Source organism: Streptomyces sp. NPDC050546 (assembly GCF_044457425.1).
Classification (GTDB): domain Bacteria; phylum Actinomycetota; class Actinomycetes; order Streptomycetales; family Streptomycetaceae; genus Streptomyces.
Genome location: NZ_JBITGX010000008.1, coordinates 328,444 through 352,774, shown reverse-complemented (window position 1 = coordinate 352,774; position 24,331 = coordinate 328,444). Strand labels below are relative to the sequence as shown.

28 protein-coding genes and 1 pseudogene are annotated in these 24,331 nt (G+C 71.5%); 15 read left to right on the top strand and 14 right to left on the bottom strand.

The window, feature by feature from the left end:
- Positions 1-225: 225 nt before the first annotated feature.
- The 14 genes from ACIBK5_RS22065 to ACIBK5_RS22000 all read left to right on the top strand — a co-directional run bounded on the left by ACIBK5_RS22065 (position 226) and on the right by ACIBK5_RS22000 (position 13,178).
- The gene (locus ACIBK5_RS22065; RefSeq protein ID WP_399021575.1) at positions 226-1,503 is read left to right on the top strand and encodes a GAF domain-containing protein; all 1,278 of its coding nucleotides are present in this window, start codon (positions 226-228) and stop codon (positions 1,501-1,503) included.
- 184 nt (positions 1,504-1,687) lie between these two features.
- Positions 1,688-2,995, top strand: coding sequence for a hypothetical protein (locus ACIBK5_RS22060; protein WP_399021574.1), 1,308 nt, complete (start codon positions 1,688-1,690; stop codon positions 2,993-2,995).
- An 81-nt stretch (positions 2,996-3,076) separates the two neighbouring features.
- On the top strand, positions 3,077-3,649 hold the full coding sequence (locus ACIBK5_RS22055; protein ID WP_399021573.1) for a GNAT family N-acetyltransferase: 573 nt from the start codon (positions 3,077-3,079) through the stop codon (positions 3,647-3,649).
- 126 nt (positions 3,650-3,775) lie between these two features.
- A complete protein-coding gene (locus ACIBK5_RS22050) occupies positions 3,776-3,859 on the top strand; it encodes a putative leader peptide (RefSeq protein WP_311241247.1) in 84 nt (27 codons plus the stop codon).
- Between the two features lie 129 nt (positions 3,860-3,988).
- Entirely contained in the window at positions 3,989-5,686 is a 1,698-nt protein-coding gene (locus ACIBK5_RS22045) for a nitrite/sulfite reductase (RefSeq protein ID WP_399021572.1), read from the top strand.
- Entirely contained in the window at positions 5,683-5,862 is a 180-nt protein-coding gene (locus ACIBK5_RS22040) for a hypothetical protein (RefSeq protein WP_399021571.1), read from the top strand. Before ACIBK5_RS22045 ends, ACIBK5_RS22040 begins: the two co-directional genes overlap by 4 nt.
- Positions 5,859-6,569, top strand: a complete 711-nt coding sequence (locus ACIBK5_RS22035; RefSeq protein WP_399021570.1) for a phosphoadenylyl-sulfate reductase — start codon at positions 5,859-5,861, stop codon at positions 6,567-6,569. Before ACIBK5_RS22040 ends, ACIBK5_RS22035 begins: the two co-directional genes overlap by 4 nt.
- A gap of 23 nt (positions 6,570-6,592) precedes the next feature.
- Positions 6,593-7,129, top strand: a complete 537-nt coding sequence (gene cysC, locus ACIBK5_RS22030) for an adenylyl-sulfate kinase (RefSeq protein WP_399021754.1) — start codon at positions 6,593-6,595, stop codon at positions 7,127-7,129.
- On the top strand, positions 7,126-8,061 hold the full coding sequence (gene cysD / locus ACIBK5_RS22025; protein WP_399021569.1) for a sulfate adenylyltransferase subunit CysD: 936 nt from the start codon (positions 7,126-7,128) through the stop codon (positions 8,059-8,061). The genes cysC and cysD overlap by 4 nt, the downstream gene beginning before the upstream one ends.
- Positions 8,062-8,063: 2 nt before the next feature.
- Positions 8,064-9,398 carry a sulfate adenylyltransferase subunit 1 gene (locus ACIBK5_RS22020; protein ID WP_399021568.1) on the top strand — a complete coding sequence of 445 codons (1,335 nt, stop codon included), beginning with the start codon at positions 8,064-8,066 and terminating at the stop codon, positions 9,396-9,398.
- A 222-nt stretch (positions 9,399-9,620) separates the two neighbouring features.
- Positions 9,621-10,724, top strand: a complete 1,104-nt coding sequence (locus ACIBK5_RS22015) for an ABC transporter substrate-binding protein (RefSeq protein WP_399021567.1) — start codon at positions 9,621-9,623, stop codon at positions 10,722-10,724.
- Between the two features lie 35 nt (positions 10,725-10,759).
- Positions 10,760-11,548: an ABC transporter ATP-binding protein gene (locus ACIBK5_RS22010; RefSeq protein WP_382496253.1), complete on the top strand. Its 789-nt coding sequence runs from the start codon at positions 10,760-10,762 to the stop codon at positions 11,546-11,548.
- Positions 11,535-12,431 (top strand): ABC transporter permease, encoded by an 897-nt coding sequence (locus ACIBK5_RS22005; RefSeq protein ID WP_399021566.1) that lies wholly within the window; start codon positions 11,535-11,537, stop codon positions 12,429-12,431. Before ACIBK5_RS22010 ends, ACIBK5_RS22005 begins: the two co-directional genes overlap by 14 nt.
- Before the next feature lie 6 nt (positions 12,432-12,437).
- Positions 12,438-13,178, top strand: a complete 741-nt coding sequence (locus tag ACIBK5_RS22000) for a sirohydrochlorin chelatase (RefSeq protein ID WP_399021565.1) — start codon at positions 12,438-12,440, stop codon at positions 13,176-13,178.
- Positions 13,179-13,191: 13 nt separating this feature from the next.
- Here ACIBK5_RS22000 and ACIBK5_RS21995 read toward each other — a convergent pair whose 3' ends face one another.
- The 10 genes and pseudogenes from ACIBK5_RS21995 to ACIBK5_RS21950 form a co-directional block, all read right to left on the bottom strand.
- On the bottom strand, positions 13,192-13,479 hold the full coding sequence (locus ACIBK5_RS21995; protein ID WP_399021564.1) for a gas vesicle protein K: 288 nt from the start codon (positions 13,477-13,479) through the stop codon (positions 13,192-13,194).
- Entirely contained in the window at positions 13,455-13,670 is a 216-nt protein-coding gene (locus tag ACIBK5_RS21990) for a gas vesicle protein (protein WP_399021563.1), read from the bottom strand. Before ACIBK5_RS21990 ends, ACIBK5_RS21995 begins: the two co-directional genes overlap by 25 nt.
- On the bottom strand, positions 13,667-14,494 hold the full coding sequence (locus ACIBK5_RS21985) for a GvpL/GvpF family gas vesicle protein (RefSeq protein WP_399021562.1): 828 nt from the start codon (positions 14,492-14,494) through the stop codon (positions 13,667-13,669). Before ACIBK5_RS21985 ends, ACIBK5_RS21990 begins: the two co-directional genes overlap by 4 nt.
- Complete coding sequence (locus tag ACIBK5_RS21980) at positions 14,491-14,853, bottom strand: gas vesicle protein (RefSeq protein ID WP_399021561.1); 363 nt, start codon at positions 14,851-14,853, stop codon at positions 14,491-14,493. Before ACIBK5_RS21980 ends, ACIBK5_RS21985 begins: the two co-directional genes overlap by 4 nt.
- A complete protein-coding gene (locus ACIBK5_RS21975; RefSeq protein ID WP_399021560.1) occupies positions 14,850-15,101 on the bottom strand; it encodes a gas vesicle protein GvpG in 252 nt (83 codons plus the stop codon). The genes ACIBK5_RS21980 and ACIBK5_RS21975 overlap by 4 nt, the downstream gene beginning before the upstream one ends.
- Positions 15,102-15,112: 11 nt before the next feature.
- Positions 15,113-15,832, bottom strand: a complete 720-nt coding sequence (locus ACIBK5_RS21970; RefSeq protein WP_399021559.1) for a GvpL/GvpF family gas vesicle protein — start codon at positions 15,830-15,832, stop codon at positions 15,113-15,115.
- On the bottom strand, positions 15,829-16,212 hold the full coding sequence (gene gvpJ, locus ACIBK5_RS21965) for a gas vesicle protein GvpJ (protein WP_221298611.1): 384 nt from the start codon (positions 16,210-16,212) through the stop codon (positions 15,829-15,831). Before gvpJ ends, ACIBK5_RS21970 begins: the two co-directional genes overlap by 4 nt.
- 135 nt (positions 16,213-16,347) lie before the next feature.
- Positions 16,348-16,644 (bottom strand): gas vesicle protein, encoded by a 297-nt coding sequence (locus ACIBK5_RS21960; RefSeq protein ID WP_399021558.1) that lies wholly within the window; start codon positions 16,642-16,644, stop codon positions 16,348-16,350.
- Between the two features lie 58 nt (positions 16,645-16,702).
- A pseudogene (locus ACIBK5_RS21955) lies at positions 16,703-16,810 on the bottom strand (DUF4440 domain-containing protein); the annotation flags it as partial.
- A gap of 73 nt (positions 16,811-16,883) precedes the next feature.
- The gene (locus ACIBK5_RS21950; protein WP_399021557.1) at positions 16,884-17,432 is read right to left on the bottom strand and encodes a DUF1697 domain-containing protein; all 549 of its coding nucleotides are present in this window, start codon (positions 17,430-17,432) and stop codon (positions 16,884-16,886) included.
- A 316-nt stretch (positions 17,433-17,748) separates the two neighbouring features.
- Here ACIBK5_RS21950 and ACIBK5_RS21945 point away from each other — a divergent pair, with 316 nt between their 5' ends.
- Positions 17,749-20,001, top strand: a complete 2,253-nt coding sequence (locus ACIBK5_RS21945) for an MMPL family transporter (protein ID WP_399021556.1) — start codon at positions 17,749-17,751, stop codon at positions 19,999-20,001.
- 127 nt (positions 20,002-20,128) lie between these two features.
- Here the strand turns inward: ACIBK5_RS21945 and mgt are convergent, their stop codons facing one another.
- The 4 genes from mgt to ACIBK5_RS21925 all read right to left on the bottom strand — a co-directional run bounded on the left by mgt (position 20,129) and on the right by ACIBK5_RS21925 (position 24,295).
- Entirely contained in the window at positions 20,129-21,328 is a 1,200-nt protein-coding gene (gene mgt / locus ACIBK5_RS21940; RefSeq protein ID WP_399021555.1) for a macrolide-inactivating glycosyltransferase, read from the bottom strand.
- Positions 21,329-21,396: 68 nt separating this feature from the next.
- Positions 21,397-21,996: a hypothetical protein gene (locus tag ACIBK5_RS21935; protein WP_399021554.1), complete on the bottom strand. Its 600-nt coding sequence runs from the start codon at positions 21,994-21,996 to the stop codon at positions 21,397-21,399.
- Positions 21,993-23,699 (bottom strand): sensor histidine kinase, encoded by a 1,707-nt coding sequence (locus tag ACIBK5_RS21930; RefSeq protein WP_399021752.1) that lies wholly within the window; start codon positions 23,697-23,699, stop codon positions 21,993-21,995. Before ACIBK5_RS21930 ends, ACIBK5_RS21935 begins: the two co-directional genes overlap by 4 nt.
- On the bottom strand, positions 23,600-24,295 hold the full coding sequence (locus ACIBK5_RS21925; RefSeq protein ID WP_399021553.1) for a response regulator: 696 nt from the start codon (positions 24,293-24,295) through the stop codon (positions 23,600-23,602). The genes ACIBK5_RS21930 and ACIBK5_RS21925 overlap by 100 nt, the downstream gene beginning before the upstream one ends.
- Positions 24,296-24,331: the final 36 nt, after the last annotated feature.

Here is a 24,331-nt window from a genome sequence, read left to right as displayed (position 1 = left end):
GGTGGTGCTGCGCCGACACGGCACCACCCCCGCCGCACTGGCCCGTTCGAGCCATCGAACGCCGCTCGGGACGGCGCTGCTCAATTTTCAGCCACGGCCGGGCCGTCCACCAGGGTTGCGAGGGGTTGCAACTTGATGCCGACTGCGTGCGGACTGCGCGCGTCCGTCAGGGGCAGACGGCACTATGAGACGGACAGTCAGAATTGGCTCCGGGGGGACACGCCGATGGACGTCACGCAGCTCGCCGCCGTGAACGCCACGCGGGCGGCCCGGGTACTCGACGAGGTCCGCTCCGCCCGGCTCTCCGGGCAGCCCGCCCCCGTGGCGCCGCGGCCGGTGATCGAGCAGTCCTGGGAGCGGATGCTGCGCGGCGGCGTCGACCCGGACCACGACTTCCGGACGGGGCTGCTGCCCCTCGAGGAGGTGCGGCGGCGGCGCGAGACCTCGGCGCTGCGCCATGTGCTGCCGGTGCTGCGGGAGGGGCTGCTGGCGGTCGCCGACATCGCCCACCACATCATGGTGGTCGCCGACGAGGAGGGCCGGGTGCTGTGGCGCGAGGGCAGCGCGCCGGTGCTGCGCAAGGCCGACGGGCTCGGGTTCGAACTCGGCGCGGACTGGCGCGAGGACGTCGTCGGCACGAACGGTCTGGGCACTCCGGCGGTGGTGCGCCGGCCCGTCCAGGTGTTCGCCGCGGAGCACTTCGTGCGCTCCCAGGCCGGCTGGACCTGTGCCGGCGCTCCCCTGACGGATCCGCGGGACGGCCGGCTGCTGGGGGTGGTGGACGTGAGTGGGCCGCTGGAGACGATGCATCCGGCCACGCTCGCCTGGGTCGACTCGGTGGCCAAGCTCGCCGAGGCGCGGCTGCGGGAGATGCACGTGGAGGCGCTGGAGCGGCTGCGCGCGGTGGCGGCGCCGGTGCTGGCCCGGCTCGGCGGGCGGGCCCTGGTGGTCGACGCGGACGGCTGGACCGCCGCGGTGAGCGGGATGCCGTACACGCGGCGGGTCGCCCTGCCGAAGTCGCTGTCGGCGGGCCCGCGGTGGCTGCCGGTGCTCGGGCGGTGCTCGGTGGAGCCGCTGGCCGGGGGCTGGCTGGTGCGGGCGGCCGCCGGCGAACCGGGGCCGGACGGGGCGACCAGGATCGTGCTGGACCTCAGACAGGCGCGCAGATGGTCGGTGGAGGTGTCCGGGGGCGCCGGTTCCTGGGCCCGCGAACTGAGTCCCCGGCATGCCGAGTTGCTGTACCTTCTCGCGGTCCACCGCACCGGCCGCAGCGCCTCGGGCCTGGCCGGTGACGTGTTCGGCGACCCGGCCCGGACGGTGACGGTGCGTGCCGAGCTGTCCCGGGTGCGGCGGTATCTGGGGGCGTTACTGGAGCACCGGCCGTACCGGTTCGCCGAGGACGCCGAGGTGGAGATGCTGCTCCCGGACGACCCGCGCGATCTGCTGCCGTACTCGACGGCCCCGGCGGTGTGCGGGCTCCGTACGTCCGCACCGGCCCCCTGAGCGTCACCGGGCGTGCCGAGAGGGACACACGTCCCTCCCCCTGAGGTACATCTTTCGCATATTTGCGGGGTCTTCGTCCGCCACCCCGCTCACCTGCCGTAGCATCCCTCTACGGGCCATCCCCCCTGCTCCTCCGTCAACGTACGGATCATCAGGCGCAGTTGACCCGCCTCGGGAGGACGGTATGAAGCATCGCGGCAGGCACCGGCGGCGCAGACGGGGCAGGGCGGTACGGGCGACGCTGGCCGGGACGGCCCTCGCGCTCACCGCCGCCGCCACCCTGATCAGCGCTTCGCAGGCCGAGGTCACCGACGCCCCGGGGACGCTGAAGCCGCTCAGCGCCTCGGCCGAGGCCGGGCGGCTGCCGCTGGCCGAGCACCGGGTGCCGGGGCAGTGGCTCGACCGGCTCTCCTCGGAGATGGGCCGCCCCGTCGGTGTCGGCACGGTGCTGGAGAGCGCCGACCGCCCGCTGCGGGACGCGGCCGGCTGTTCGACCGACGAGAAGCACGCCCTGCCGGTCGAACCGGCGGCCACGCGCGCGTACTGCTTCGGCGCCGCCGACACCCGGGGCTGGCGCCCGGGCGCGGTCACCACCTCGGGGGACGCGGACGACGACGGCCGCTGGGGCGAGAACCGTGTGATCCTCTCCGGATGGACCAACGGCGCCGAGGGCGGCTCCATGGACGGTCCGGCGCCCGAGCAGGGTCTGGCCAAGGTCGCCTTCGTCGACGCGAACGACCCGGACCGGCTCCGTTACACCTGGGCCCTGCTGGCCGTCCCGGTGGACGGCGGGCACGACTACCGGGGGCTGGTCTCGCCGCTGTCCGGCATGGTCTGGTACCAGGACAAGCTGCTGGTGACGACCCGCGAGGGCGACCGGGACGCGCTGTACGTGTACGACATGGACCGCATCCAGCGCGCCACCGTCGAGTCCGACGCGGTCGGCCGGGTGCGCGGCGGCTGGGCGGCGCACGGCTACCGGTACGTGCTGCCGGCCGTCGGCTCGTACACCCTGCCCGGCGGTGACGAGCCGCGCCCGGCCACGGTGTCCCTGGACCGCAGCACCTCCCCCGACAGTCTGGTCGCGAGCGAGTGGGTGCCCGCGGACGGCGACCGGCGCACCCGGCTGTGGCGCTACTCGCTGAGCCGGGACCCGGCCCGGCCCGGCCTGCTCACCACCGACTCCTCCGGGCACGCGGACCCGGTCGAGGCGTACGAGACGAAGACGACCGACGTGCGGGGCGTGCTGGCGTACCGCTCGGGCTGGTACCTCGACCGCGCGGCGGGCTCACCGGGCGGGCACGGGACGCTGTGGCGCCAGGACACGGACAGCGCCCGGGCGACGGAGTGCGGGACGGACGAGACCCGCCACTGCTGGAGCGCCCGGTCGGGCTCCCTGTCCTACTGGGAGGAGACCGGCGAGGTCTGGTCCCAGTCCGACCGCATGCTGTTCGCACTGCCCCTGTCCTCGGTCGACCGGGCCCTCGACTAGGGCGCGGCCGGCGGGGTGCCGCCCATGGTCACGGCGCCGGGGGTTCGACAGGTCGTCATACCTGATGATTTCCTGACCCTCATGCCGACCATCGCCGTGACCACCTGGTCCCTGGAGCAGACCGCCCCGACCGACCTGCTGCCGGCCGTCGCGCCGGAGGGGGACGTCCGGGTCGTCCGCTCCGAGGTGCCCTCGCCCGAGTTCAGCCGGTTCCTGTACGCGTCGGTGGGCGGCGACATCCGCTGGACCGACCGGCTGAGCTGGTCGTACGCCCGCTGGCAGGAGCACCTGGAGCGGCCCGGTGTGGAGACGTGGGTGGCCTACGACCGGGGCACGCCCGCCGGGTTCGTGGAGCTGGAGGCGCAGGACGACGCGGTCGTGGAGATCGTCTACTTCGGGCTGCTGCCCGGCTTCCGGGGCCGGCGCATCGGCGGGCACCTGCTGTCGTACGGCACGGCCCGGGCCTGGGACCTCGCCGACCGCTGGGCGGGACTGACGCCGACGAAGCGGGTCTGGCTGCACACGTGCAGCAAGGACGGCGAGCACGCGATGGACAACTACCGGCGCCGTGGGTTCCAGCTGTTCGACACCAAGGTCGAGGAGGAGGCGGACGTCGCCGCTCCGGGGCCGTGGCCTGGGGCGTTCCCCGTCTGACCTGGTCGGACACCCCGGGGCGACCCAATGTGACCAAGGACACCCATGTCTTGAATTTCGAGACACGAGTGTCCGAATCTTGGACGAAGCTGGACTGTGTCCAGATCGCCGTGACACGCTTCCGTCATGTCTGGAACTGGAATTGCCTTGGTGAGTCGGCGGCACGTCGACCTCGGCCGCATGTCCAGCGCCATCTGTCCGGCGCACTGAGAGTACTCAGTCAGCGCCCGACATCCCCCTTTCTGCCTCACTTCTGCGCAATGACGCGCACGTATGCCCATGCGCCCGCGCGCGCAGGTCAGAGCCGCTTTCCCGCCTGTCCCGAAGGACGTATCAACCATGGCCGCCACCCCGCAGAAGCCTGCCGCCGCGACTCCCCGCCGCAAGGTGAGCCGTCACCGCGGTGAGGGTCAGTGGGCCGTGGGACACCACACCCCGCTCAACGGCAACGAGCAGTTCAAGAAGGACGACGACGGTCTCAATGTGCGGACACGCATTGAGACGATCTACTCCAAGCGGGGCTTCGACTCGATCGACCCGAACGACCTGCGCGGCCGGATGCGCTGGTGGGGCCTGTACACCCAGCGCCGCCCCGGGATCGACGGCGGCAAGACCGCGATCCTGGAGCCGGAGGAGCTGGACGACGAGTACTTCATGCTGCGCGTCCGCATCGACGGCGGGGCACTGACCACGCGGCAGCTGCGGGTCATCGGTGAGATCTCGCAGGAGTTCGCGCGCGGCACCGCCGACATCACGGACCGGCAGAACGTCCAGTACCACTGGATCCGGATCGAGGACGTGCCCGAGATCTGGAACCGGCTGGAGGGCGTGGGCCTGTCGACGGTCACCGCCTGCGGCGACACCCCGCGCGTGATGATCGGCTCGCCCGTCGCGGGTATCGCCGAGGACGAGATCATCGACGCCACCCCCGCGCTGGAGGAGATGAAGCGCCGCGTCCTCAACAACCCGGCGTACTCGAACCTCCCCCGCAAGTTCAAGACGGCGATCTCGGGTTCGCCGGTGCTGGACGTGGTGCACGAGATCAACGACGTCGCGTTCGTCGGCGTCCGGCACCCCGAGCACGGCCCGGGCTTCGACGTGTGGGTCGGCGGCGGCCTGTCCACCAACCCCAAGCTGGGCGTGCGCCTGGGCACCTGGGTGTCGATCGACGACGTCCCGGACGTCTACGAGGGCGTCATCTCGATCTTCCGCGACTACGGCTACCGCCGGCTGCGCAACCGCGCCCGGCTGAAGTTCCTCGTCGCCGACTGGGGCGCGGAGAAGTTCCGCCAGGTGCTGGAGGACGAGTACCTGAAGCGCAAGCTGGTCGACGGGCCGGCCCCCGAGCAGCCGTCCCAGCTGTGGCGCGACCACATCGGCGTGCACCGGCAGAACGACGGCCGCTTCTACGTCGGCTTCGCCCCGCGCGTGGGACGGGTCGACGGCGCGACCATCACGAAGATCGCAGACCTCGCGGAGGCCCACGGCTCGGGCCGGGTGCGCACCACCGTCGAGCAGAAGATGATCGTCCTCGACGTCCCGGAGGACAAGGTCGAGTCGCTGGTCGAGGGCCTGGAGGCGCTCGACCTCACCGCCCGGCCGTCCTCGTTCCGGCGCGGCACCATGGCCTGCACCGGCATCGAGTTCTGCAAGCTCGCCATCGTCGAGACCAAGCAGCGCGGCTCGCAGCTGATCGACGAGCTGGAGCGCCGTCTGCCGGACTTCGACGAGCCGCTCACCATCAACCTCAACGGCTGCCCGAACGCCTGCGCCCGTATCCAGGTCGCGGACATCGGTCTCAAGGGCCAGCTGGTCGTCAACAGCCAGGGCGAGCAGGTCGAGGGCTACCAGGTGCACCTCGGCGGCGCGCTGGGCCTGGAGGCGGGCTTCGGCCGCAAGGTGCGAGGCCTCAAGGTCACCTCCGACGAGCTGCCCGACTACATCGAGCGCGTCCTGAAGCGGTTCGAGGCGGAGCGCGAGGCCGGCGAGCGGTTCGCCGCCTGGGCGGCCCGGGCCGACGAGGAGGCCCTCTCATGAGCGAGCGCGCCGCCCCCTTCTACTGCCCCTACTGCGGTGACGAGGACCTGCGGCCCAGCGAGGAGGGGCACGGGGCGTGGGAATGCGCGGCGTGCAGCCGAGCCTTTCAGCTGAAGTTCCTCGGGCTGCTCGCCCAGGGACTGAAGCGATCCGACTCCGGAGGGGCAGAGATATGACGACCACTCAGGAAGAGCGCAGCACCGAGGAACTGAAGGCGCTCGCCGAGCAGGCGGGCCGCGACCTGGAGGACGCCTCCGCGCTGGAGATCCTCCAGTGGGCCGCCGAGACGTTCGGCAAGCGCTTCTGCGTGACCTCCTCGATGGAGGACGCGGTGGTCGCCCACCTCGCCTCCCGCGCGATGCCCGGCGTCGACGTGGTCTTCCTCGACACCGGCTACCACTTCGAGGAGACGATCGGCACCCGCGACGCGGTCGACGCCGTGATGGACGTCAACGTCATCACGCTCACGCCGCGCCTGACGGTCGCCGAGCAGGACGCCGAGTACGGCCCGAAGCTGCACGACCGCAATCCCGACCTGTGCTGCGCGATGCGCAAGGTGCAGCCGCTGGAGGAGGGCCTGAAGGACTACCGGGCCTGGGCGACCGGGCTGCGCCGCAACGAGTCCCCGACCCGGGCGAACACCCCGGTGGTCGGCTGGGACGAGAAGCGGCAGAAGGTCAAGATCTCCCCGATCGCCCGCTGGACCCAGGACGACGTGGACGCCTACGTCACCGAGCACGGCGTCCTGACCAACCCGCTGCTGATGGACGGCTACCCCTCCGTCGGCTGCGCCCCCTGCACCCGCCGGGTGCTGGAGGGCGAGGACGCACGCGCCGGCCGCTGGGCGGGCCGCAGCAAGACCGAGTGCGGGCTGCACGGATGACGACGACGATTCAGGAGACCGACGTGACGACCGGAGCCACCGTCTGGCTCACGGGTCTGCCGAGTGCCGGCAAGACCACCATCGCCCACGAACTGGCCGGCCGGCTGCGCGCCGAGGGCCGGCGCGTCGAGGTGCTCGACGGCGACGAGATCCGCGAGTTCCTCTCGGCGGGCCTCGGCTTCAGCCGCGAGGACCGGCACACCAACGTGCAGCGGATCGGCTTCGTCGCCGAACTGCTCGCCCGCAACGGCGTGCTCGCCCTCGTCCCGGTCATCGCGCCCTACCAGGACAGCCGTGAGGCGGTGCGCAAGCGGCACCAGGCGAACGGGACGGCGTACGCGGAGATCCACGTGGCGACGCCGGTCGAGGTGTGCAGCGAGCGCGATGTGAAGGGCCTGTACGCCAAGCAGGCGGCGGGCGAGCTCACGGGCCTCACCGGGGTCGACGACCCGTACGAGGCGCCCGAGTCGCCCGATCTGCGCATCGAGTCGCAGAACCAGACCGTGCAGGAGTCCGCGGCGTCCGTGCACGCCCTGCTCACCGAAAGGGGACTGGCATGACGTCCGCCGCCACCGTTTCCGAGGAGACCGACAGCCCCTACGCGCTGTCCCACCTCGACGCCCTCGAGTCCGAGGCGGTGCACATCTTCCGCGAGGTGGCGGGCGAGTTCGAGCGGCCGGTGATCCTCTTCTCCGGCGGCAAGGACTCCATCGTCATGCTGCACCTGGCGCTGAAGGCCTTCCGGCCGGCGTCGGTGCCCTTCTCGCTGCTGCACGTCGACACCGGGCACAACTTCCCCGAGGTCCTCGACTACCGGGACCGTACGGTCGAGCGGCACGGGCTGCGGCTGCACGTCGCCTCCGTGCAGGACTACATCGACCGCGGCGTGCTCAAGGAGCGCCCGGACGGCACCCGCAACCCGCTGCAGACGCTGCCGCTGACCGAGAAGATCCAGGCGGAGAAGTTCGACGCCGTCTTCGGCGGCGGACGCCGCGACGAGGAGAAGGCCCGCGCCAAGGAGCGGGTGTTCTCCCTGCGGGACGAGTTCTCCCAGTGGGACCCGCGCCGGCAGCGCCCGGAGCTGTGGAACCTGTACAACGGCCGGCACGCCCCCGGCGAGCACGTGCGCGTGTTCCCGCTGTCCAACTGGACCGAGCTGGACGTGTGGCAGTACATCGCCCGCGAGGGCATCGAGCTGCCGCAGATCTACTACGCCCACGAGCGTGAGGTGTTCGCCCGCAGCGGCATGTGGCTGACCGCCGGCGAATGGGGCGGCCCCAAGGACGGCGAGACGGTCGAGAAGCGGCTGGTGCGCTACCGCACCGTCGGTGACATGTCCTGCACCGGCGCCGTCGACTCCGAGGCCGACACCATCGAGAAGGTGATCGTCGAGATCGCCGCGTCCCGGCTCACCGAGCGCGGCGCCACCCGCGCCGACGACAAGATGTCCGAAGCCGCGATGGAAGACCGCAAGCGCGAGGGGTACTTCTAGAGATGAGCACCATCACCACCGAGGAACTCTCGGAGACCACCCTGCTGCGGTTCGCCACCGCCGGTTCGGTCGACGACGGCAAGTCCACCCTGGTGGGCCGGCTGCTGCACGACTCCAAGTCGGTCCTCACCGACCAGCTGGAGGCCGTGGAGCGCGCTTCGGCGAGCCGGGGCCAGGAGGCGCCGGACCTCGCGCTGCTGACGGACGGTCTGCGGGCCGAGCGGGAGCAGGGCATCACCATCGACGTGGCGTACCGCTACTTCGCCACGCCCCTGCGGCGGTTCATCCTCGCCGACACCCCCGGCCATGTGCAGTACACGCGGAACATGGTCACCGGCGCCTCGACGGCCGAGCTGACGGTCATCCTGGTCGACGCGCGCAACGGCGTCGTCGAGCAGACCCGCCGGCACGCCGCCCTCGCCGCCCTGCTGCGCGTCCCGCACGTGGTCCTCGCGGTCAACAAGATGGACCTCGTCGCCTACGAGGAGAAGGTGTTCGCCGCCATCGCCGAGGAGTTCACGGCGTACGCGACCGAGCTGGGCGTCCCCGAGGTCACCGCGATCCCGATCTCGGCGCTCGTCGGCGACAACGTGGTGGAGCCCTCCGCGAACATGGACTGGTACGGCGGCCCGACGGTGCTGGAGCACCTGGAGACGGTGCCGGTCAGCCACGACCTGAGCCACTGCCACGCCCGGCTGCCCGTGCAGTACGTGATCCGGCCGCAGAACTCCGACCACCCGGACTACCGGGGCTACGCCGGCCAGATCGCGGCCGGTTCCTTCCACGTCGGCGAGCAGGTCACCGTGCTGCCCTCGGGCCGTACCTCGAAGGTCGCCGGCATCGACCTGCTGGGCGAGCCGGTCGACGTCGCGTGGACCACGCAGTCGGTGACCCTCCTGCTGGAGGACGACATCGACATCTCGCGCGGCGACCTGATCGTGCCCACCAAGGACGCGCCCGCGACCACGCAGGACATCGAGGCGACCGTCTGCCATGTCGCGGACGCCGCGCTGACCGTCGGCCACCGGGTGCTGCTCAAGCACGGTACCCGCACGGTCAAGGCGATCGTCAAGGACATCCCGTCCCGTCTCACGCTCGACGACCTGTCCCTGCACCCGCACCCGGGACAGCTCGTCGCCAACGACATCGGCCGGGTGAAGATCCGTACCGCCGAGCCGCTGCCGGTCGACTCCTACTCCGACTCGCGCCGCACCGGCTCGTTCATCCTGATCGACCCGAACGACGGACAGACCCTCACCGCCGGTATGGTCGGCGAGTCCTTCGCCGCCCCGGAGCCCGTCAAGGACGAGGCCGAGGACGACGGGTGGGACTTCTGACATGACCTCTCCCGACTTCTACTCCACGTTCGCGAAGGAGGGCGGCCGCGTCGGCAGCGGTGCTCTCGGCAGCGGGCAGGGCGGAGTGGCGCGATGTGTGCGCTGACGTACGCGCACTGCCCGCGCGCCCTCACCCCCCACCGCCGTAGACGAAAACCTGCCGACCTCCCGGCCACGACCTGAGAGACCGTGACCGCCGGGCCTCCGAGAGGAACACCTCCCGTGCCTGCATCATCCGCTCTACGCCGATCCCTCGCGGTCATAGCCGCGCTCCCGCTGCTCACACTGGCCGCCTGCGGCTACGGCTCCCAGGCCAAGGACGACGGGGGCGCCAAGGTCGCCGCCGGGGCGAAGAAGATCGACGGTCTCGACAGCGTCAAGATCGGCTACTTCGGCAACCTGACGCACGGGACCGCTCTGGTCGGGATGCAGAAGGGCTTCTTCCAGAAGGCCCTCGGCGCCACCGAGGCCGACCCCGCGATCTTCAACGCCGGCCCCTCCGAGATCGAGGCGCTCAACTCCGGCTCCATCGACATCGGCTGGATCGGCCCCTCCCCGGCGATCAACGGCTACACCAAGTCCGCTGGGAAGAACCTGCGCATCATCGGCGGTTCGGCGTCCGGCGGAGTGAAGCTGGTGGTCAACCCGGACAAGATCAAGTCCCTGAAGGACGTCAAGGGCAAGCGGATCGCCACCCCACAGCTCGGCAACACGCAGGACGTGGCGTTCCTCAACTGGGCGGCCGAGCAGGGCTGGAAGGTCGACCCGCAGAGCGGCAAGGGTGACGTCACGGTCGTCCGCAGTGACAACAAGGTCACCCCGGACGCCTACAAGTCCGGGTCCGTCGACGGCGCCTGGGTACCGGAGCCGACCGCGTCGAAGCTGGTCGCCGAGGGCGGCAAGGTGCTGCTCGACGAGGCGTCACTGTGGCCCGACAAGAAGTTCGTGATCACGAACATCATCGTGCGGCAGGAGTTCCTCAAGGAGCACCCGAAGGTCGTCGAGGCCGTGCTCAAGGGCTCGGTCGAGACCAACAAGTGGATCAACGCCAACCCGGACGCGGCGAAGGCGGCGGCGAACAAGCAGCTGGAGGAGGACTCCGGCAAGGCGCTGCCCGCCGAGGTGCTGGACCCGGCGTGGAAGTCCATCCAGTTCACCGACGACCCGCTGGCCTCCACCCTCAACACCGAGGCCGAGCACGCCGTGAAGGCGGGGCTGCTGCAGAAGCCGGACCTGAACGGCATCTACGACCTCGCGCCGCTGAACAAGGTCCTCAAGGCCGAGGGCGCGCCCACGGTCGACGACGCCGGTCTCGGCGCCAAGTAGCCCGCATCCCGAAGAGTTCCCAGGAGGTGACGACCATGGCCACCACCCTCGCCAAGGCCGCCGACGGCACCGAGTCGGCCACGCACGCCGCCCGGATCGAACACGTCTCGAAGTCGTTCGCGGGCCCCGCCGGGCAGCAGCTCGTCCTGGACGACATCACCCTCGATGTCGCGCCCGGCGAGTTCGTCACCCTCCTGGGTGCCTCGGGCTGCGGCAAGTCCACGCTGCTCAACCTGGTGGCGGGCCTGGACCGGCCCACCGTCGGCGAGATCACCACGGACGGCCGCCCGGCGCTGATGTTCCAGGAGCACGCGCTGTTCCCGTGGCTGACCGCGGGCAAGAACATCGAACTCGCCCTGAAGCTGCGGGGCATCGCGAAGGCCGAGCGCCGCGAGCGTGCCGAGGAACTGCTGGAACTCGTCCGGCTGAAGGGCGCGTACGGCAAGCGGGTGCACGAGCTGTCGGGCGGTATGCGCCAGCGTGTCGCGCTGGCCCGCGCGCTCGCGCAGGAGAGCAAGCTGCTGCTGATGGACGAGCCGTTCGCGGCGCTCGACGCCATCACGCGGGACGTGCTGCACGACGAGCTGACCCGCATCTGGCGCGAGACGCAGCTGTCCGTCCTGTTCGTCACGCACAACGTGCGCGAGGCGGTCCGGCTCGCGCAGCGCGTGGTGCTGCTGTCCTCCCGTCCGGGCAAGATCGCCCGTGAGTGGACGGTGGACATCCCGCACCCGCGCCGTATCGAGGACACCCAGGTGGCGGAGCTGTCCGTCGAGATCACCGAAGAACTGCGTGGGGAGATCCGCCGTCATGGCCAGCACTGATTCGACGACCGTCGCCAAGGACGGCAGCGATCTCGCCGGTCTGGAGGCGGGCCTCGACGCGCTGGAGTCGAAGCAGGCGTACCGCACTCCGTTCCGGCAGACCTTCGTCGAGAAGATCCTGCCGCCCGTCATCGCCGTCGCGCTGGTGCTGGCGGTCTGGCAGGCCCTCGTCTCGTTCAAGGTCGTCGCCGACCCGACCAAGCTGCCCGCGCCGTCCGCCGTGTGGGACGTCGTCCACACGGCGTGGCTCCAGGGCGAGCTGCTCGGCTACATCTGGACCAGCGTCTCGCGCGGTCTGCTCGGCTTCTGCTTCGCCCTGCTGATCGGCACGCCGCTGGGCCTGCTGGTGGCCCGGGTGAAGTTCGTCCGCGCCGCCCTCGGCCCGATCCTGTCGGGCCTGCAGTCCCTGCCGTCGGTCGCCTGGGTTCCGCCCGCGGTGATCTGGCTGGGCCTGAACAACTCGATGATGTACGCGGTGATCCTGCTCGGCGCGGTCCCGTCGATCGCCAACGGCCTCGTCTCCGGTGTCGACCAGGTGCCGCCGCTGTTCCTGCGCGCGGGCCGCACGCTCGGCGCCACGGGTGTGAAGGGCACCTGGCACATCGTCCTGCCCGCCGCGCTGCCCGGCTATGTGGCCGGTCTGAAGCAGGGCTGGGCGTTCTCCTGGCGCTCCCTGATGGCCGCGGAGATCATCGCGTCCTTCCCCGACCTCGGCGTGGGTCTCGGCCAGTTGCTGGAGAACGGCCGCAACGCCAGCGACATGGCCATGGTGTTCGAGGCCATCCTGCTCATCCTGATCGTCGGTATCGCCATCGACCTGCTCATCTTCAGCCCGCTGGAGCGGTGGGTGCTGCGCAACCGCGGCCTGCTGGTGAAGAGCTGAAAGCCCATGATCAACAAGCCTGTTCTCCTCGTCATCGCCCACGGCAGCCGCGACCCGCGGCACGCCGCGACCGTGCACGCCCTGGTACGGCGGATCCGCGCCCTGCGCCCCGACCTGCGCGTGGAGACAGGCTTCCTGGACTTCAACGTGCCCTCGGTGCAGGGGGTACTGGAGTCCCTGGCGGTCCAGGGCGTCCGTGACGTCGTGGCCCTCCCCCTCCTGCTGACCCGGGCGTTCCACGCCAAGGCGGACATCCCGGCGGTCCTCGCGGACGCTCCCCCGCAGCTCCGCGTCCACCAGGCGGAGGTCCTGGGCCCGTCCCCGCTGCTGTCGGCAGCGCTGGAACGGCGTCTGTACGAGGCGGGCCTCACCCCCGCCGACAAGTCCTCGACCGGGGTCGTCCTGGCCTCGGCGGGGTCCACCGACCCGGAGGCGATCGCAGTGATCGCAGAAATCGCGCGGGAGTGGCGGCACACCGGCTGGTGCGCCGTGCGGCCTGCGTTCGCCTCCGCATCTCTCCCGCGCACGGAGGACGCCGTCCGCGAACTCCGCGCACTCGGCTGCTCCCGGGTGGCCGTCGCCCCCTACGTCCTCGCCCCCGGCCGCCTCCCGGACCGCATCGCCCGGGGCGCGGCGGAGGCGGACGTCCTGGCCGATGTACTGGGCCCGGCGCCCGAGGTGGCGCGGGTGGTGCTGGAGCGGTACGAGGCGGCCCGGGTGCCGATGCCGGCGGCCGTGAGCGCCTGACAGCGCGATGCCGTCAGCGGTGTGACGGCAGCAGGGTGCCCAGCGGCCCCAGGTCCAGGTTGAGATCCTCCACGCGCAGGTCGTAGCGCGCGCAGAGTTCCCGCATGCGGTCGTCGAGGAGCATCAGGGTCAGGCCGACGCGTTCCTCCTGTTCCTCTGTGAGGTCGCCGACATCGACGCGGTGGAGGGCCTGGCGTTCCATGAGCTGGCGGAGGAGTTCGACGACGGTCAGGACGAGTTTGACCAGGTCGCGTTCGACGGTGTCGGGGTCGGCGGTCAGACGGCGGGTGGCCGGGGGCATGGTTCCTCGCTGATCTGGGAGAGTGCCGACGCGGCCACGGGGGCGATGACCGCGCGCAGGTCGATGCGGACCAGGTCGACGTCCGCGATGGACAGGACGAGGTCGCCGGTGACGACGACCCCGCCCTGGAGGAGCCGGTCGAGGAGGTCGATGAGGGCGACCGGGCGGTCGGCGTAGGGGGTGACGGTCACGCGGCGGGCTCCGACTGCGGTTCCGGCTGGAGGGCGAAGGAGTAGGGCGCCCAGGGGCCGGTCACCTCCACGCGGAGGCCGGGGACGCCTTCGGCGGCCGCGAGTACGCCGGTGCGGAAGGCGTCGACGCGGTCGGCGCGGACGAGATAGGCGTCGTTGCCGACGTTGGTGCCCGGGCCGGGGCCCGCGAGGCTGCCGCGTTGCGGACTGTGCGCCACGCGGTCGACGGCGAGGGCTCGGGCCGTCTCGGTGAGATGCGCGGTGGCGTGGGCGACCGTGCGCCAGGCCTCCTCGTTGCGGCGTTGTCTGCGGCGGCGGATCGACAGATAGGCGCGGCCCGCTCCGAGTCCGGTGGGCTGTTCCCGTGCGGCGTCGGTGTCCACGTCGGGCGGGGTGATGTCGGGCGTGGCGTAGATCTTGACGCCGAGTTCCACATGGCCGGTGAGGCGCTCCAGCAGGGACAGGAAGTAGTCGCGGCGGGTGTCCAGGGCCTGCCGGGCGCTGTCCTCGTCGTGGTAGACGGTGGCCAGGCGCAGGGGCAGTACGGCGGCGCCGCAGCCGACCAGGGCGGCCACCACGGCGTGGTGGGAGCGGACCGTGGACTCCAGCCAGTCCAGGTCGTCGAGGTGGGCCTTGAGGGGCGCCTCGGCGTAGTCGGCGGCCGGGACGTGGCCGACGGCGAAGGCGAGCCGGTGCGTGCCGGCCGCCGGAGCGACCAGGTGGACCGGCTCTCCGGCGACCCCGCGCAGCTGCGTCACCGCGGCGGTGGCCTCGGGGGTGGGGCGCAGGACGGCATACGTGTACACGAGGTCGGGTTCGGTCATGGCTCCGGGCTCCTCTCGGCCGCTTTGAGTGCGGCGATCTCGGCACGCAGTCGTTCGTTCTCGTCGGCGAGGGACCGCTCGGGGCGGGCGGCCCGGGAGGAGAGGGAGGGGTCGTGTTCCCACCAGTCGATGCCCATCTCCTTCGCCTTGTCGACGGAGGCGACGAGCAGGCGCAGCTTGATGGTGAGCAGTTCGATGTCGAGCAGGTTGATCCGGATGTCGCCGGCGATGACCACGCCCTTGTCGAGGACCCGTTCGAGGATGTCGGCGAGGTTGGCGGTCTGGCCGCCGGGCCCCTGGTCGTAGGGGGAGGGAAAGCGGGACGGTCCGGCGAGTCCGCCTGCTGCCGGGTGGGTCATGGTCGGGGGCCTCGTCTCCGGGCGTTGATCTCGTCGAGCCGGTCCAGCAGTTCGTCCTCGCGGCGGTCGTACTCGGCCTCGTCGATCCGCCCTTCCAGCAGGGCGCGTTCCAGGTCGACGAAGGCCTGCCGGACGGGGGCGGGGTCGTAGTACTGCGCCTCGGCGGCGGCCTGGAGCTGCTCGGCCGCCCAGAGGGTGGTGCGCAGGGGCGCGAGCGGGAGGGTGAGGATGCCGGTGAGCAGGCCCATGGGTGCTCCCGTCAGGCGGCGAAGCTGTAGGGGGGCAGCGGGCCGCGCAGCCGGAAGTCGTAGGCGTCGCCGTAGTCGTGGGCCAGGCCGCGGCCGGCCGCGGTGAACTCGTCGGCGCGGGCGCGTTCGACGAGGAAGGAGACGTTGAGGAAGTCGTCCTTGGACGGGTCGGCCACGACGCTGGCCCGGGCCAGCCCTGACAGTCGCCCGACGATGTCTTCGGCCTGCCGTCGCTGCCGGGCCTCGACCTGCCGGGCCACGAGTTCGCCGAGGGCGAGGCGGTCCTCGTAGGCGCCGCTGCCGTCGCGGGTGTGCCGGTTGAGCCGGCGGGCCTCCTCGGACTCGTCGAGCACCTCGCGCAGCAGGTCGTCCTGGGAGCGGGCGGCCTTGAGGTTGTACTCGGCGGTGCCGTGCAGTTCGCCGAGCCTTCGGGCGTACTCCTCGCCCTTGTGCTCCAGGGCGGCCTGGACGGCGGTGTCGTCGGGGGCGAGCAGCCCGAACCGCATGGGGAGGACCGATCCGTCGGCCATCAGGCGTTCTTGCAGTTCCTGGTGGGCCGCGAGGTCACGGCGTTTGGGACGTAGCCCCGGGGGCGCGGCGCTGACGACGGCGGCGAGCGGGCCGTGGACGAGTACGCGCGGCGGGTCGTCGGTCCCGCCGACGGTGCGCAGGCCGTCCAGCCGCAGGGGGTGGTCGGAGCGGGTGACGGCGTAGACGTAGACGCCGCTCACCGCTCCTCCTCGCGGTCCTTGTCGTCGCGGTCGAAGATGTCCCCGATCGCGTCGATGGCCCCGCCGATCGCGCCGCTGGTCTTGCCCCGGGCGCCGCTCTCGACGAGGTTGCCGACGATGTCGGTGAGTTTGTCGGGTGCCTTGCGGCCGGCTTCCAGGTCGAGGCGGTTGCAGGCCTCGGCGAACCGAAGGTAGGTGTCGACGCTGGCGATGACGATCCGTATGTCGATCTTCAGGATCTCGATGCCGACCAGTGAGACCCGGACGAACACGTCGATGACGAGCCCGCGGTCCAGGATCAGTTCGAGGATGTCGAAGAGTCCGGCGGAACCCGAACCGCTGGAGGTGGCGGCGGGTTGCATCCCGCCGGACTGCGTCATGACGGTCACGTGGGCGATTCCTCTCGCGAGAGTCCGTTCTCGTGCCGTCCGTAGGTACGGGGGTGGCGGCGGGCGTGTTCACGTGAACACGAAAAGACTTGTCGCGAGAGGGAGTTGAGAGGAGAGGGGTGGGTGCTAGCGCTGTCGGTCGAGCTGGCCGCGGGCGTAGCGGCGCACCCGCTCGTAGCCGAGCAGGTGCCCCTGCGGGTCGAGGGTGACCCGGTAGGTCGCCATGATGCTCATGGTGTCGGGGACCCGCTCCAGCTCCACGACCTCCACGTCCGCGCTCCAGCCGTCCGGGGTCGGGCGGACGGCTGTGACGGAGTCGGGCGTCTTGCCGAGCAGTTCGGCGAGCTGGCTCGCCGCGCCTCGCATGGCCTGGACGGCGGTCGTACGACCGGAGGGAGTCGTCTGATCATCGGTGCTCGTCATGGCCCTACGGTGCCAAGGCCCCGGGCCGCGCGGAGGCGATTCGGCCAAACGTCCGGTGTCAGCTTGCCTGTTCGGTGAACGGCGTCGCCTGGTGGAAGTAGAGCAGCCACCCGTTCCCCGTCCGCCGCCACAGCGAGCTGCGGTGGGCGCGCCTGCCGTCCCGTTCGGGTGAGCGGCGGACCTCCGGGGTGAGCAGCGCCAGTTCGCGATCGACGACGGACACGATGACGGAGTCGTGCTCAGGCACCGGTCATCTCCACCAGCTTCACCACGGTGTTCCAGTTGCGGCTCGTGGCGATCACGCCCTTGTTGATCCGCGGTTTCGACAGGTGTTCGGCCAGCTTGGAGCGGCCGAGGCCGTTCGGGGCGTAGAGGTACAGGGCGCGGTCGCCCAGGCGGAACTCCTCGGGGAGGTAGGCGGGCTGGTCGATCTCCGCGAAGCGGTCGGGGTCCACGGGCTCGGAGAAGTAGGTGACGTGGAGCTGCTTGGCCTCCAGCTCGGCGGCAGGGAAGGGGCAGGCGTCCGCGATCGCCTTCAGATAGGCGTGGTCGCGCACGATGACGTCGACGCCGAAGCCGAAGTGCCGCTCGATGGCGTGCGCGATCTCGGCCGCCAGGGACCGCTCGTCACCGTGGCCGGAAGTGAACACCGCCTGGCCGCTCTGCAGGTACGTGCGCACGCCCTCGTGGCCGAGGTTCTCCAGGAGGGTGCGCAGGTCCGCCATCGGGACCTTCCTGCTGCCGCCCACGTTGATGCCGCGCAGCAGTGCCGCGTACGTCGTCGTCATCCGCACACCTTAGGACGGCCTTCGTGCCCCGTGGGGGTGGGCACGACGGCCGTCGGCGGGCGGCTGCCCGGCCCCGTAAATTACTCATCGGTCACCGCGAGGCACAACCATCTGCTCAGGATCCACACAGTATGTGTAAGGGGCCACGGTCCCTCGCGGTCCTCCCCTGTGGGGAGAGGGCGAGGTCCATGGGGATGAGTTCCGGCCCCGTCACTTCACCGGGCAGCACGAGGAGATGGTTTTATCCGGCACATACCTTCGAAACGAAAGGGGGCGGCAGGGGGCCGCCACCGCTGCACGAGGGGGCGAGCCCGTCATGGGGAACGGAGAAGCGCGGGTGCGGGGCCTGGCCGCCCGGGCCGGCGGCTGGAGCGCCCGGCACCGATGGGCCGCCGTCGGCATCTGGGTGCTGTTCGTCGTCCTGGCGATGGGGCTCGGTTCGGCGGCGGGCCGGGTCGACGTCAAGGACAGCGACCAGCTCAAGGGGGAGACGCACACCGCCGCGCGGATCATCGAGGACGCCGGGATCGACGAGCCGGCCGGTGAGACGGTCCTGATCCAGGCCAGGGTCGGCGAACTCAAGGCCACGGACACCGAGTTCAGGGACGCCGTCACCGCGGTGGTCCGGGCCGTCGAGGGGACCGGCCGGGTCACCGACGTGACCTCGCCGTACGACACGAAGACGATCTCGAAGGACGGGCGCAGCGCGCTCGTGCAGTTCGACATGCGCGGCGAGGCGGACACCGCCGGCGAGCGGGTCGAGCCGGTGCTGAAGGCCGTCGAGGGCGTCCAGGAGGACCACGCGTCGCTGCGGATCGAGGAGATCGGCGGCGCGAGCATGATGAAGACGTTCGACGACGCGTTCGGGGACGACTTCAAGAAGGCCGAGTACTCCGCGGTGCCGGTGGCCCTCGGCATTCTGCTCATCGCCTTCGGGGCGCTGGTGGCGGCACTGGTACCGGTGGCGCTGGCGGTCACCGCGATCATGGCGACGATGGGCCTGATGGGCGTCGTCAGCCATGTCATGCCGATGAGCGACACCGCCAACTCCGTGATGCTGCTGGTGGGCATGGCGGTCGGCGTCGACTACTGCCTGTTCTATCTGCGCCGGGAGCGCGAGGAGCGCGAGGCCGGGCACGACGCGCAGACGGCGCTGCGGATCGCCGCCGCGACCAGTGGCCGCGCGATCGTCGTCTCCGGTGTCACGGTCTGCGTGGCCATGGCGGGCATGCTGTTCACGGGGCTCGCCGAGTTCGAGGCGATGGGCCTGGCCTCGCTGATGGTGGTGGCCGTGGCCATGGTGGGGTCCGTGACGGTGCTGCCCGCGCTGCTGTCGCTGCTGGGCGAGCGCGTGGAGAAGGGCCGCATTCCGTTCCTGCGCCGGCGCAAGCCGGGCGGCAGCCAGGACAGCCGGTTCTGGACGGCCGTACTGCGGCGTGTGCTCGCCCGGCCCGTGATCGCCGTGGCGGTGGCGGCCGGTGCGCTGCTGGCCATCACTGCTCCCGCGCTCGGCATGAAGACACAGCAGTTCACGCTGGACCAGGAGTTCGGCGACTCGCTGCCGATCGTGCAGACGTACAACCGGCTCAACGAGGCCTTCCCGGGCGGCTCGGAGCCGGCCGAGGTGGTCGTCAAGGCGGACGACATCAACGCGCCGGAGGTGAAGTCCGCGCTCGCCGACTTCCGCGACCGGGCGATCAGTTCGGGCGCCTCACGCGGCCCGGTGGAGATCAAGCTGCACGACGCGCAGAACGTCGCGTTCGTCTACGTCCCGCTGGTCGGCGGCTCCGACCAGGACAAGGCGGGCGAGAGCCTGGACAAGCTGCGTGACGAGGTGCGTCCGGCCACGCTCGGCAGGGTCGACGGGGTCGAGGCGCCGATCACCGGGCAGATCGCGGGGTCGAAGGACTTCAACGACCAGCTGGCCGGAGCCGTCGTCCCGGTCTTCGCGTTCGTCGTGGTCTTCGCCTTCGCGCTGATGCTGCTGTCGTTCCGCTCGCTGACGATCGCGCTCACGTCGATCGTGCTGAACCTGCTGTCGGTTGGTGCGGCGTACGGCATCCTCGTCGCGGTCTTCCAGCACGGCTGGGGCGCGTCCCTGGTGGGTGCGGAGGGCGTCGGCGCGATCATCACCTGGCTGCCGCTGTTCCTGTTCGTGATCCTGTTCGGCCTGTCGATGGACTACCACGTGTTCGTGGTCTCCCGGATACGGGAGGCGCGGCTGCGGGGTCTGGAGACGAAGGACGCGATCCGGCACGGCGTGGTCACCACGGCCGGGGTCGTCACCAGTGCCGCGGTCATCATGGTCGCCGTGTTCGCGATCTTCGGGACGCTGTCCATGCAGTCCATGAAGCAGATGGGCGTGGGGCTCGCGGCCGCGGTGCTCATCGACGCGACGATCATCCGGGGTGTGCTGCTGCCGGCGGTGATGGCGCTGCTCGGGGAGCGCAACTGGTATCTGCCGAAGTGGCTGCACCGGCTGCCGGACCTCACCCACGACGAGGCACCGCGGGCGGTCGTCGCGGGATCGGCGGCGCGGGACGACGAGGGCGAGCCTGTCAGGGTCTGAGTCCCGCCGCCGGGGCTGATCCCCGCCGCTGCCTGAAGGGCCCGTTGGTCGCCGGTGCGGCCAACGGGCCCTTTTCAGTGGCCCAAGGGGCACCTTTCATGGCACAAGGAGCAGAGGAGCGCCACGGCTAGCCCTGGCGAGCGGGCAGTTCCGCCTCGATGAGGTCGGCCGCGCGGTGGGTGCCGCCCTCGTCGAGCAGCTCAGCCTGGGTCTTCAGGCGGCGGGCGACCTCGGGGTCGTCGACGAGGGCGAGGGCGGCCTCGCGCAGGGCCTCGCCGGTCGCCTCCTCCGTGGCGAGGCACCGGGCGACGCCGAGGTTCCGGAGCATGTCCGCGTTGCCGAACTGGTCCACGGCCTGCGGTACGGCGATCATCGGCGTGGCGGTGGCCAGGCCCTCCTGGCTGCCGCCCGCGCCCGCGTGCGTCACGAACAGGTCGGCCTGCTTCAGGATCGCCAGCTGCGGCACCCAGGAGCGCACCTCGACGTTCGCGGGGACGTCCCCGAGGTCGGCCGGGTCGACGTGTTTGCCGACCGACAGCACCAGATGCCAGCCGGGCAGGTCGCCGAACGCCTTGACGCACTCCCGGTAGAAGCCGGCCTGCTTGGTGAAGGCGGACCCGAGGGAGACGAGTGCGACCTTCTCGGCACCAGCGGGCCGCTGCCAGCCGCCCTCGGCGGGGCGCTCGCCCTGGCAGGATCCCACGAAGGAGTGCACGGTCTCGTCGACGCGGTCCGCGTTCGGCTGGAGCGCCCTGGGGATCAGGACGATCGAGCGGTCGGGGCGGCCCACGAACGGATCGGGGTGCCGGGTGATCCCGTTCTCCTCCAGCCAGGCGTGGAAGCGGGCGTAGTAGGCGCGGCCACGCTCGGTCTTCTTCGGCTCCTCCCACATGGGCTCGGCGACCTCCTCCTCGTACCCGTCCCAGGCGACCAGGTTCGGCGACAGGGAGATCGCGGGGACACCCCAGCGGTGGGCGAGGACGCGGGCCGGGTAGGAGGAGATGTCGTGCAGCACGAGGTCCGGCTGGTCGCCCTCGTAGGCCTCGATCAGCTGCGGCAGGGCCTGGATCGCGTCGTCGAGGAACGGCTCCACGTTGTCCAGCAGTGTGCTCCCCCACGCCTCGGGGTCGTCGTCGGGCGAGGGCAGCGTGGAGTTCCAGGGCTTCACCTCGGCACCGGTGTCCGCGACCTTCTCCGCGAAGACCGGCGGGATCGCGTAGGTCACCCGGTGGCCGCGCGTCACGAGCTCGCGGATCACCTCGAGGCTCGGGTTCACGTGGCCGTGGGCGGCGATGGAGAACATGGCGATGTGCGCGCGACTGGTCATGGGCCGACCTTAAGCGAGACGATACGTCTCGTGCAACCTCATGACCGGACGCGGGCCGGACGCGCCGGTCACCCGTCGGGGCAGCGCGCCGCCGTGCCCTCGATACGGCGGCCGTCCTCTCCGGCGACCGCGGCCGTCACCTCCTCCTCACCGGGGGCGGCGACGCGGTGGGCCTCGACGGCGGTGCAGATCAGCTGGGTCACCGCGAGGCCGGGCATGTAGTGGGCGGAGGACAGGGACAGTTCGATGGACACCCGGTTGTCCCGCGTCGTGACCTTCGCGAAGTCCTCGGCCTCGGCCGCCCGCGGGGCCTTGGTGGCCGGCGCCCTCGAAGCCTCCGTGGCCGACGGCCGGCCGGGATCGGCCGGGACGGCCGACGGCAGGTCCGTGCCCGTCCGCGGCAGCAACGACTCCAGCCCGGCGGCCCGTTCCTCCGCCGTGGGCCCTTGCAGCAGCACCTCCACGGCCGACGCGGCGCCGATCGGGGTGACGGCCCTGCGCGGGACGGGCGCGGGCCTGCCGTCCGCCACGAAGTAGACCCGCACCGTCGGCACGACCCCGCCGGCGGGACCGCCCGCCTCCACCACGCCGGTGGGCGGTATGCCGCAGGAGGTGAGCCCACACAGCGCCGGGACGACCAGCAGCGCGGCTCGGCGCCGGGCCGTCACAGGTGCTCCCCGCGGGCCGGTTCGTCCCGCCGCAGCGGGAGTTCGACGGTGAACACCGCGCCGCCCTCCGGCCGGTTGGCCGCCCGGACGCTGCCGCCGTGCACCCGGACGTTCTCCGCGGTGATGGCGAGACCCAGGCCGCTGCCCTCGGTCCGGGTGCGGGCGGTGTCCGACTTGTAGAAGCGCTCGAAGACATGCGGCAGGACGTCCTCGGGGATGCCCGGACCACTGTCCCGCACCTCGATGACCGCCGACCGCTCGCCGTCCGCGCGCAGGCTCAGCCGGACCGGCCGGGCTCCGTGCCGGAGCGCGTTGCCGACCAGGTTCGCCACCACGACGTCGAGCCGGCGCGGGTCGACGCGGCCGCGCACGGCGTCCGGCGGCGGCAGGTCGGCGTCCACCAGGTCCGCCCAGGCACGGTCGGCGAGGGTGCGGCGCAGCGACTCGGCGAGGTCGATCTCGTCCAGGTGCAGCACCGCGGCGCCCGCGTCGAAGCGGGAGATCTCCATCAGGTCGTCCACGAGACGGGCCAGTTTCACGGTCTCCTCGCTGATCAGCCGGACCGCGGTGGCGGTGTCCGGGTCGAGACGGGCGGCGTCCTCGTCGAGGACGTCGGTGACCGCCGCCATCGCGGCCAGCGGCGTGCGCAGTTCGTGCGAGACATCCGCGGCGAACCGGCGGGCCCGGGCCTCCATGCCGCGCAGTTCGGCCACCGACTCCTCCAGGGCGGCGGCCGTCTCGTTGAACGTGTGGGACAGATCGGCGAGTTCGTCGGAGCCGTTGACCGCGAGCCGGGTGTCCAGCCGCCCTTCGGCGATGCTGCGGGTGGCGTGCCGCAGGGCGCGCACCGGCCGCAGCACCCCGCGCGCGGCGAGCAGCGCGAGCAGCACGGCGACGCCCAGCGCGGGCACGGTGGCCCGCTCAACGGCGGTGACCAGGGCGTCCACGTACCGCTGTTCGGTGGCCTGCGGCACCGTGAGGAAGACCTGGACCCCCGACGCGATCCCACGGTTCTCGTCGCCGGCGAAGGTGACCGACATGCCGACGACGAGTGAGGTGTGGTCACCGGTGTTCACCCGCTGGAAGACGGTGGCCAGGCTGGAGTCCACGGCCTCGCGCAGATCGGGCGTCAGCTCGTCGAACGGGTCGCCGGGGCGGGAGGTGGCGCTCAGATCCTCGTAGCCGACCAGTACCCGCCAGCTTCCCGAGGGCTCGGCGCGGGCCACATCAGCGGCGAAGCGCCGCAGTTCGGCCTCGGCCGGAGGGAAGGAGAGCTGCGGGGCGAGCCGGTCGACCTGGGTGCGCAGCAGCTTGATCACGGTGTCCTGGCTCTGCTGGAGCACACCCGTGCGCGCCTCCCGGAAGCTCAGGGCGCCGGTGGTCGCCGCGGTGAGCGCCGCGACGAGCGCGAACGCCACCACCAGGCGCGTGCGCAGGCCGCGCAGACGGGGGAACAGTCCGCGCAGGCGTGAGAGGAGTCCGCGCAGGCGGAGGAAGGGGCCGCGCAGGCGGGGGAGCAGAGGGTTCCTCGCGGAGGGGTTCCTCGCGGAGGGTTTTCTCGCGGAGGGTTTTCTCGCGGAGGGGTTCCTCGCGGACGGGTTCCTCACGGGGACACGAACCGGTAGCCGAAGCCGCGCACGGTCTGGATGTACCGCGGCTCGCGCGAGGGCTCGCCCATCTTGGCCCGCAGCCGTCTGACGCAGGCGTCCACCAGGCGCGCGTCGCCGTGGTAGCTGTGTTCCCAGACCGCTTCCAGGAGTTGCTGCCGGCTGAACACCTGGCCGGGCGCGGCGGACAGCGTCAGCAGCAGCCGCAGTTCGGACGGGGCGAGCGGGACCGGGGCGCCCTGCCAGGTGACCGAGTGCCCGGCGCGGTCGATGGCCAGCTCGCCGTAGGTGTCGATCTTCGGTATGCCGCCGTCGGCCGCCGCCACGGCCGTCGCCCGGCGCAGGACGGCCCGGATGCGTGCCTCGAGGACCCGGGCCCGCACGGGCTTGACGACGTAGTCGTCGGCCCCGGCCTCCAGGCCTACGACGATGTCCACGTCGTCGCCGCGCGCGGTCGCCATGAGGATCGGCAGCGTCTGGTCCAGGGCACGCATGGCGCGGCACACGTCGAGGCCCGGCATGCCGGGCAGCATCAGGTCGAGCACCACGACGTCCGGCCGGAAGGACCGCAGCCGCTCCAGCCCCTCCTCCCCCGTCTCGGCGGCGGCGACGTCGTGCCCCTGGCGGCGCAGGGCGAGGGCGACTCCTTCACGAACGGCGCGGTCGTCTTCGATCAGCAGAACTCGTGGCATGGGCTCAGTATCCGCAGGCCCGCGCACGGTCCGGGC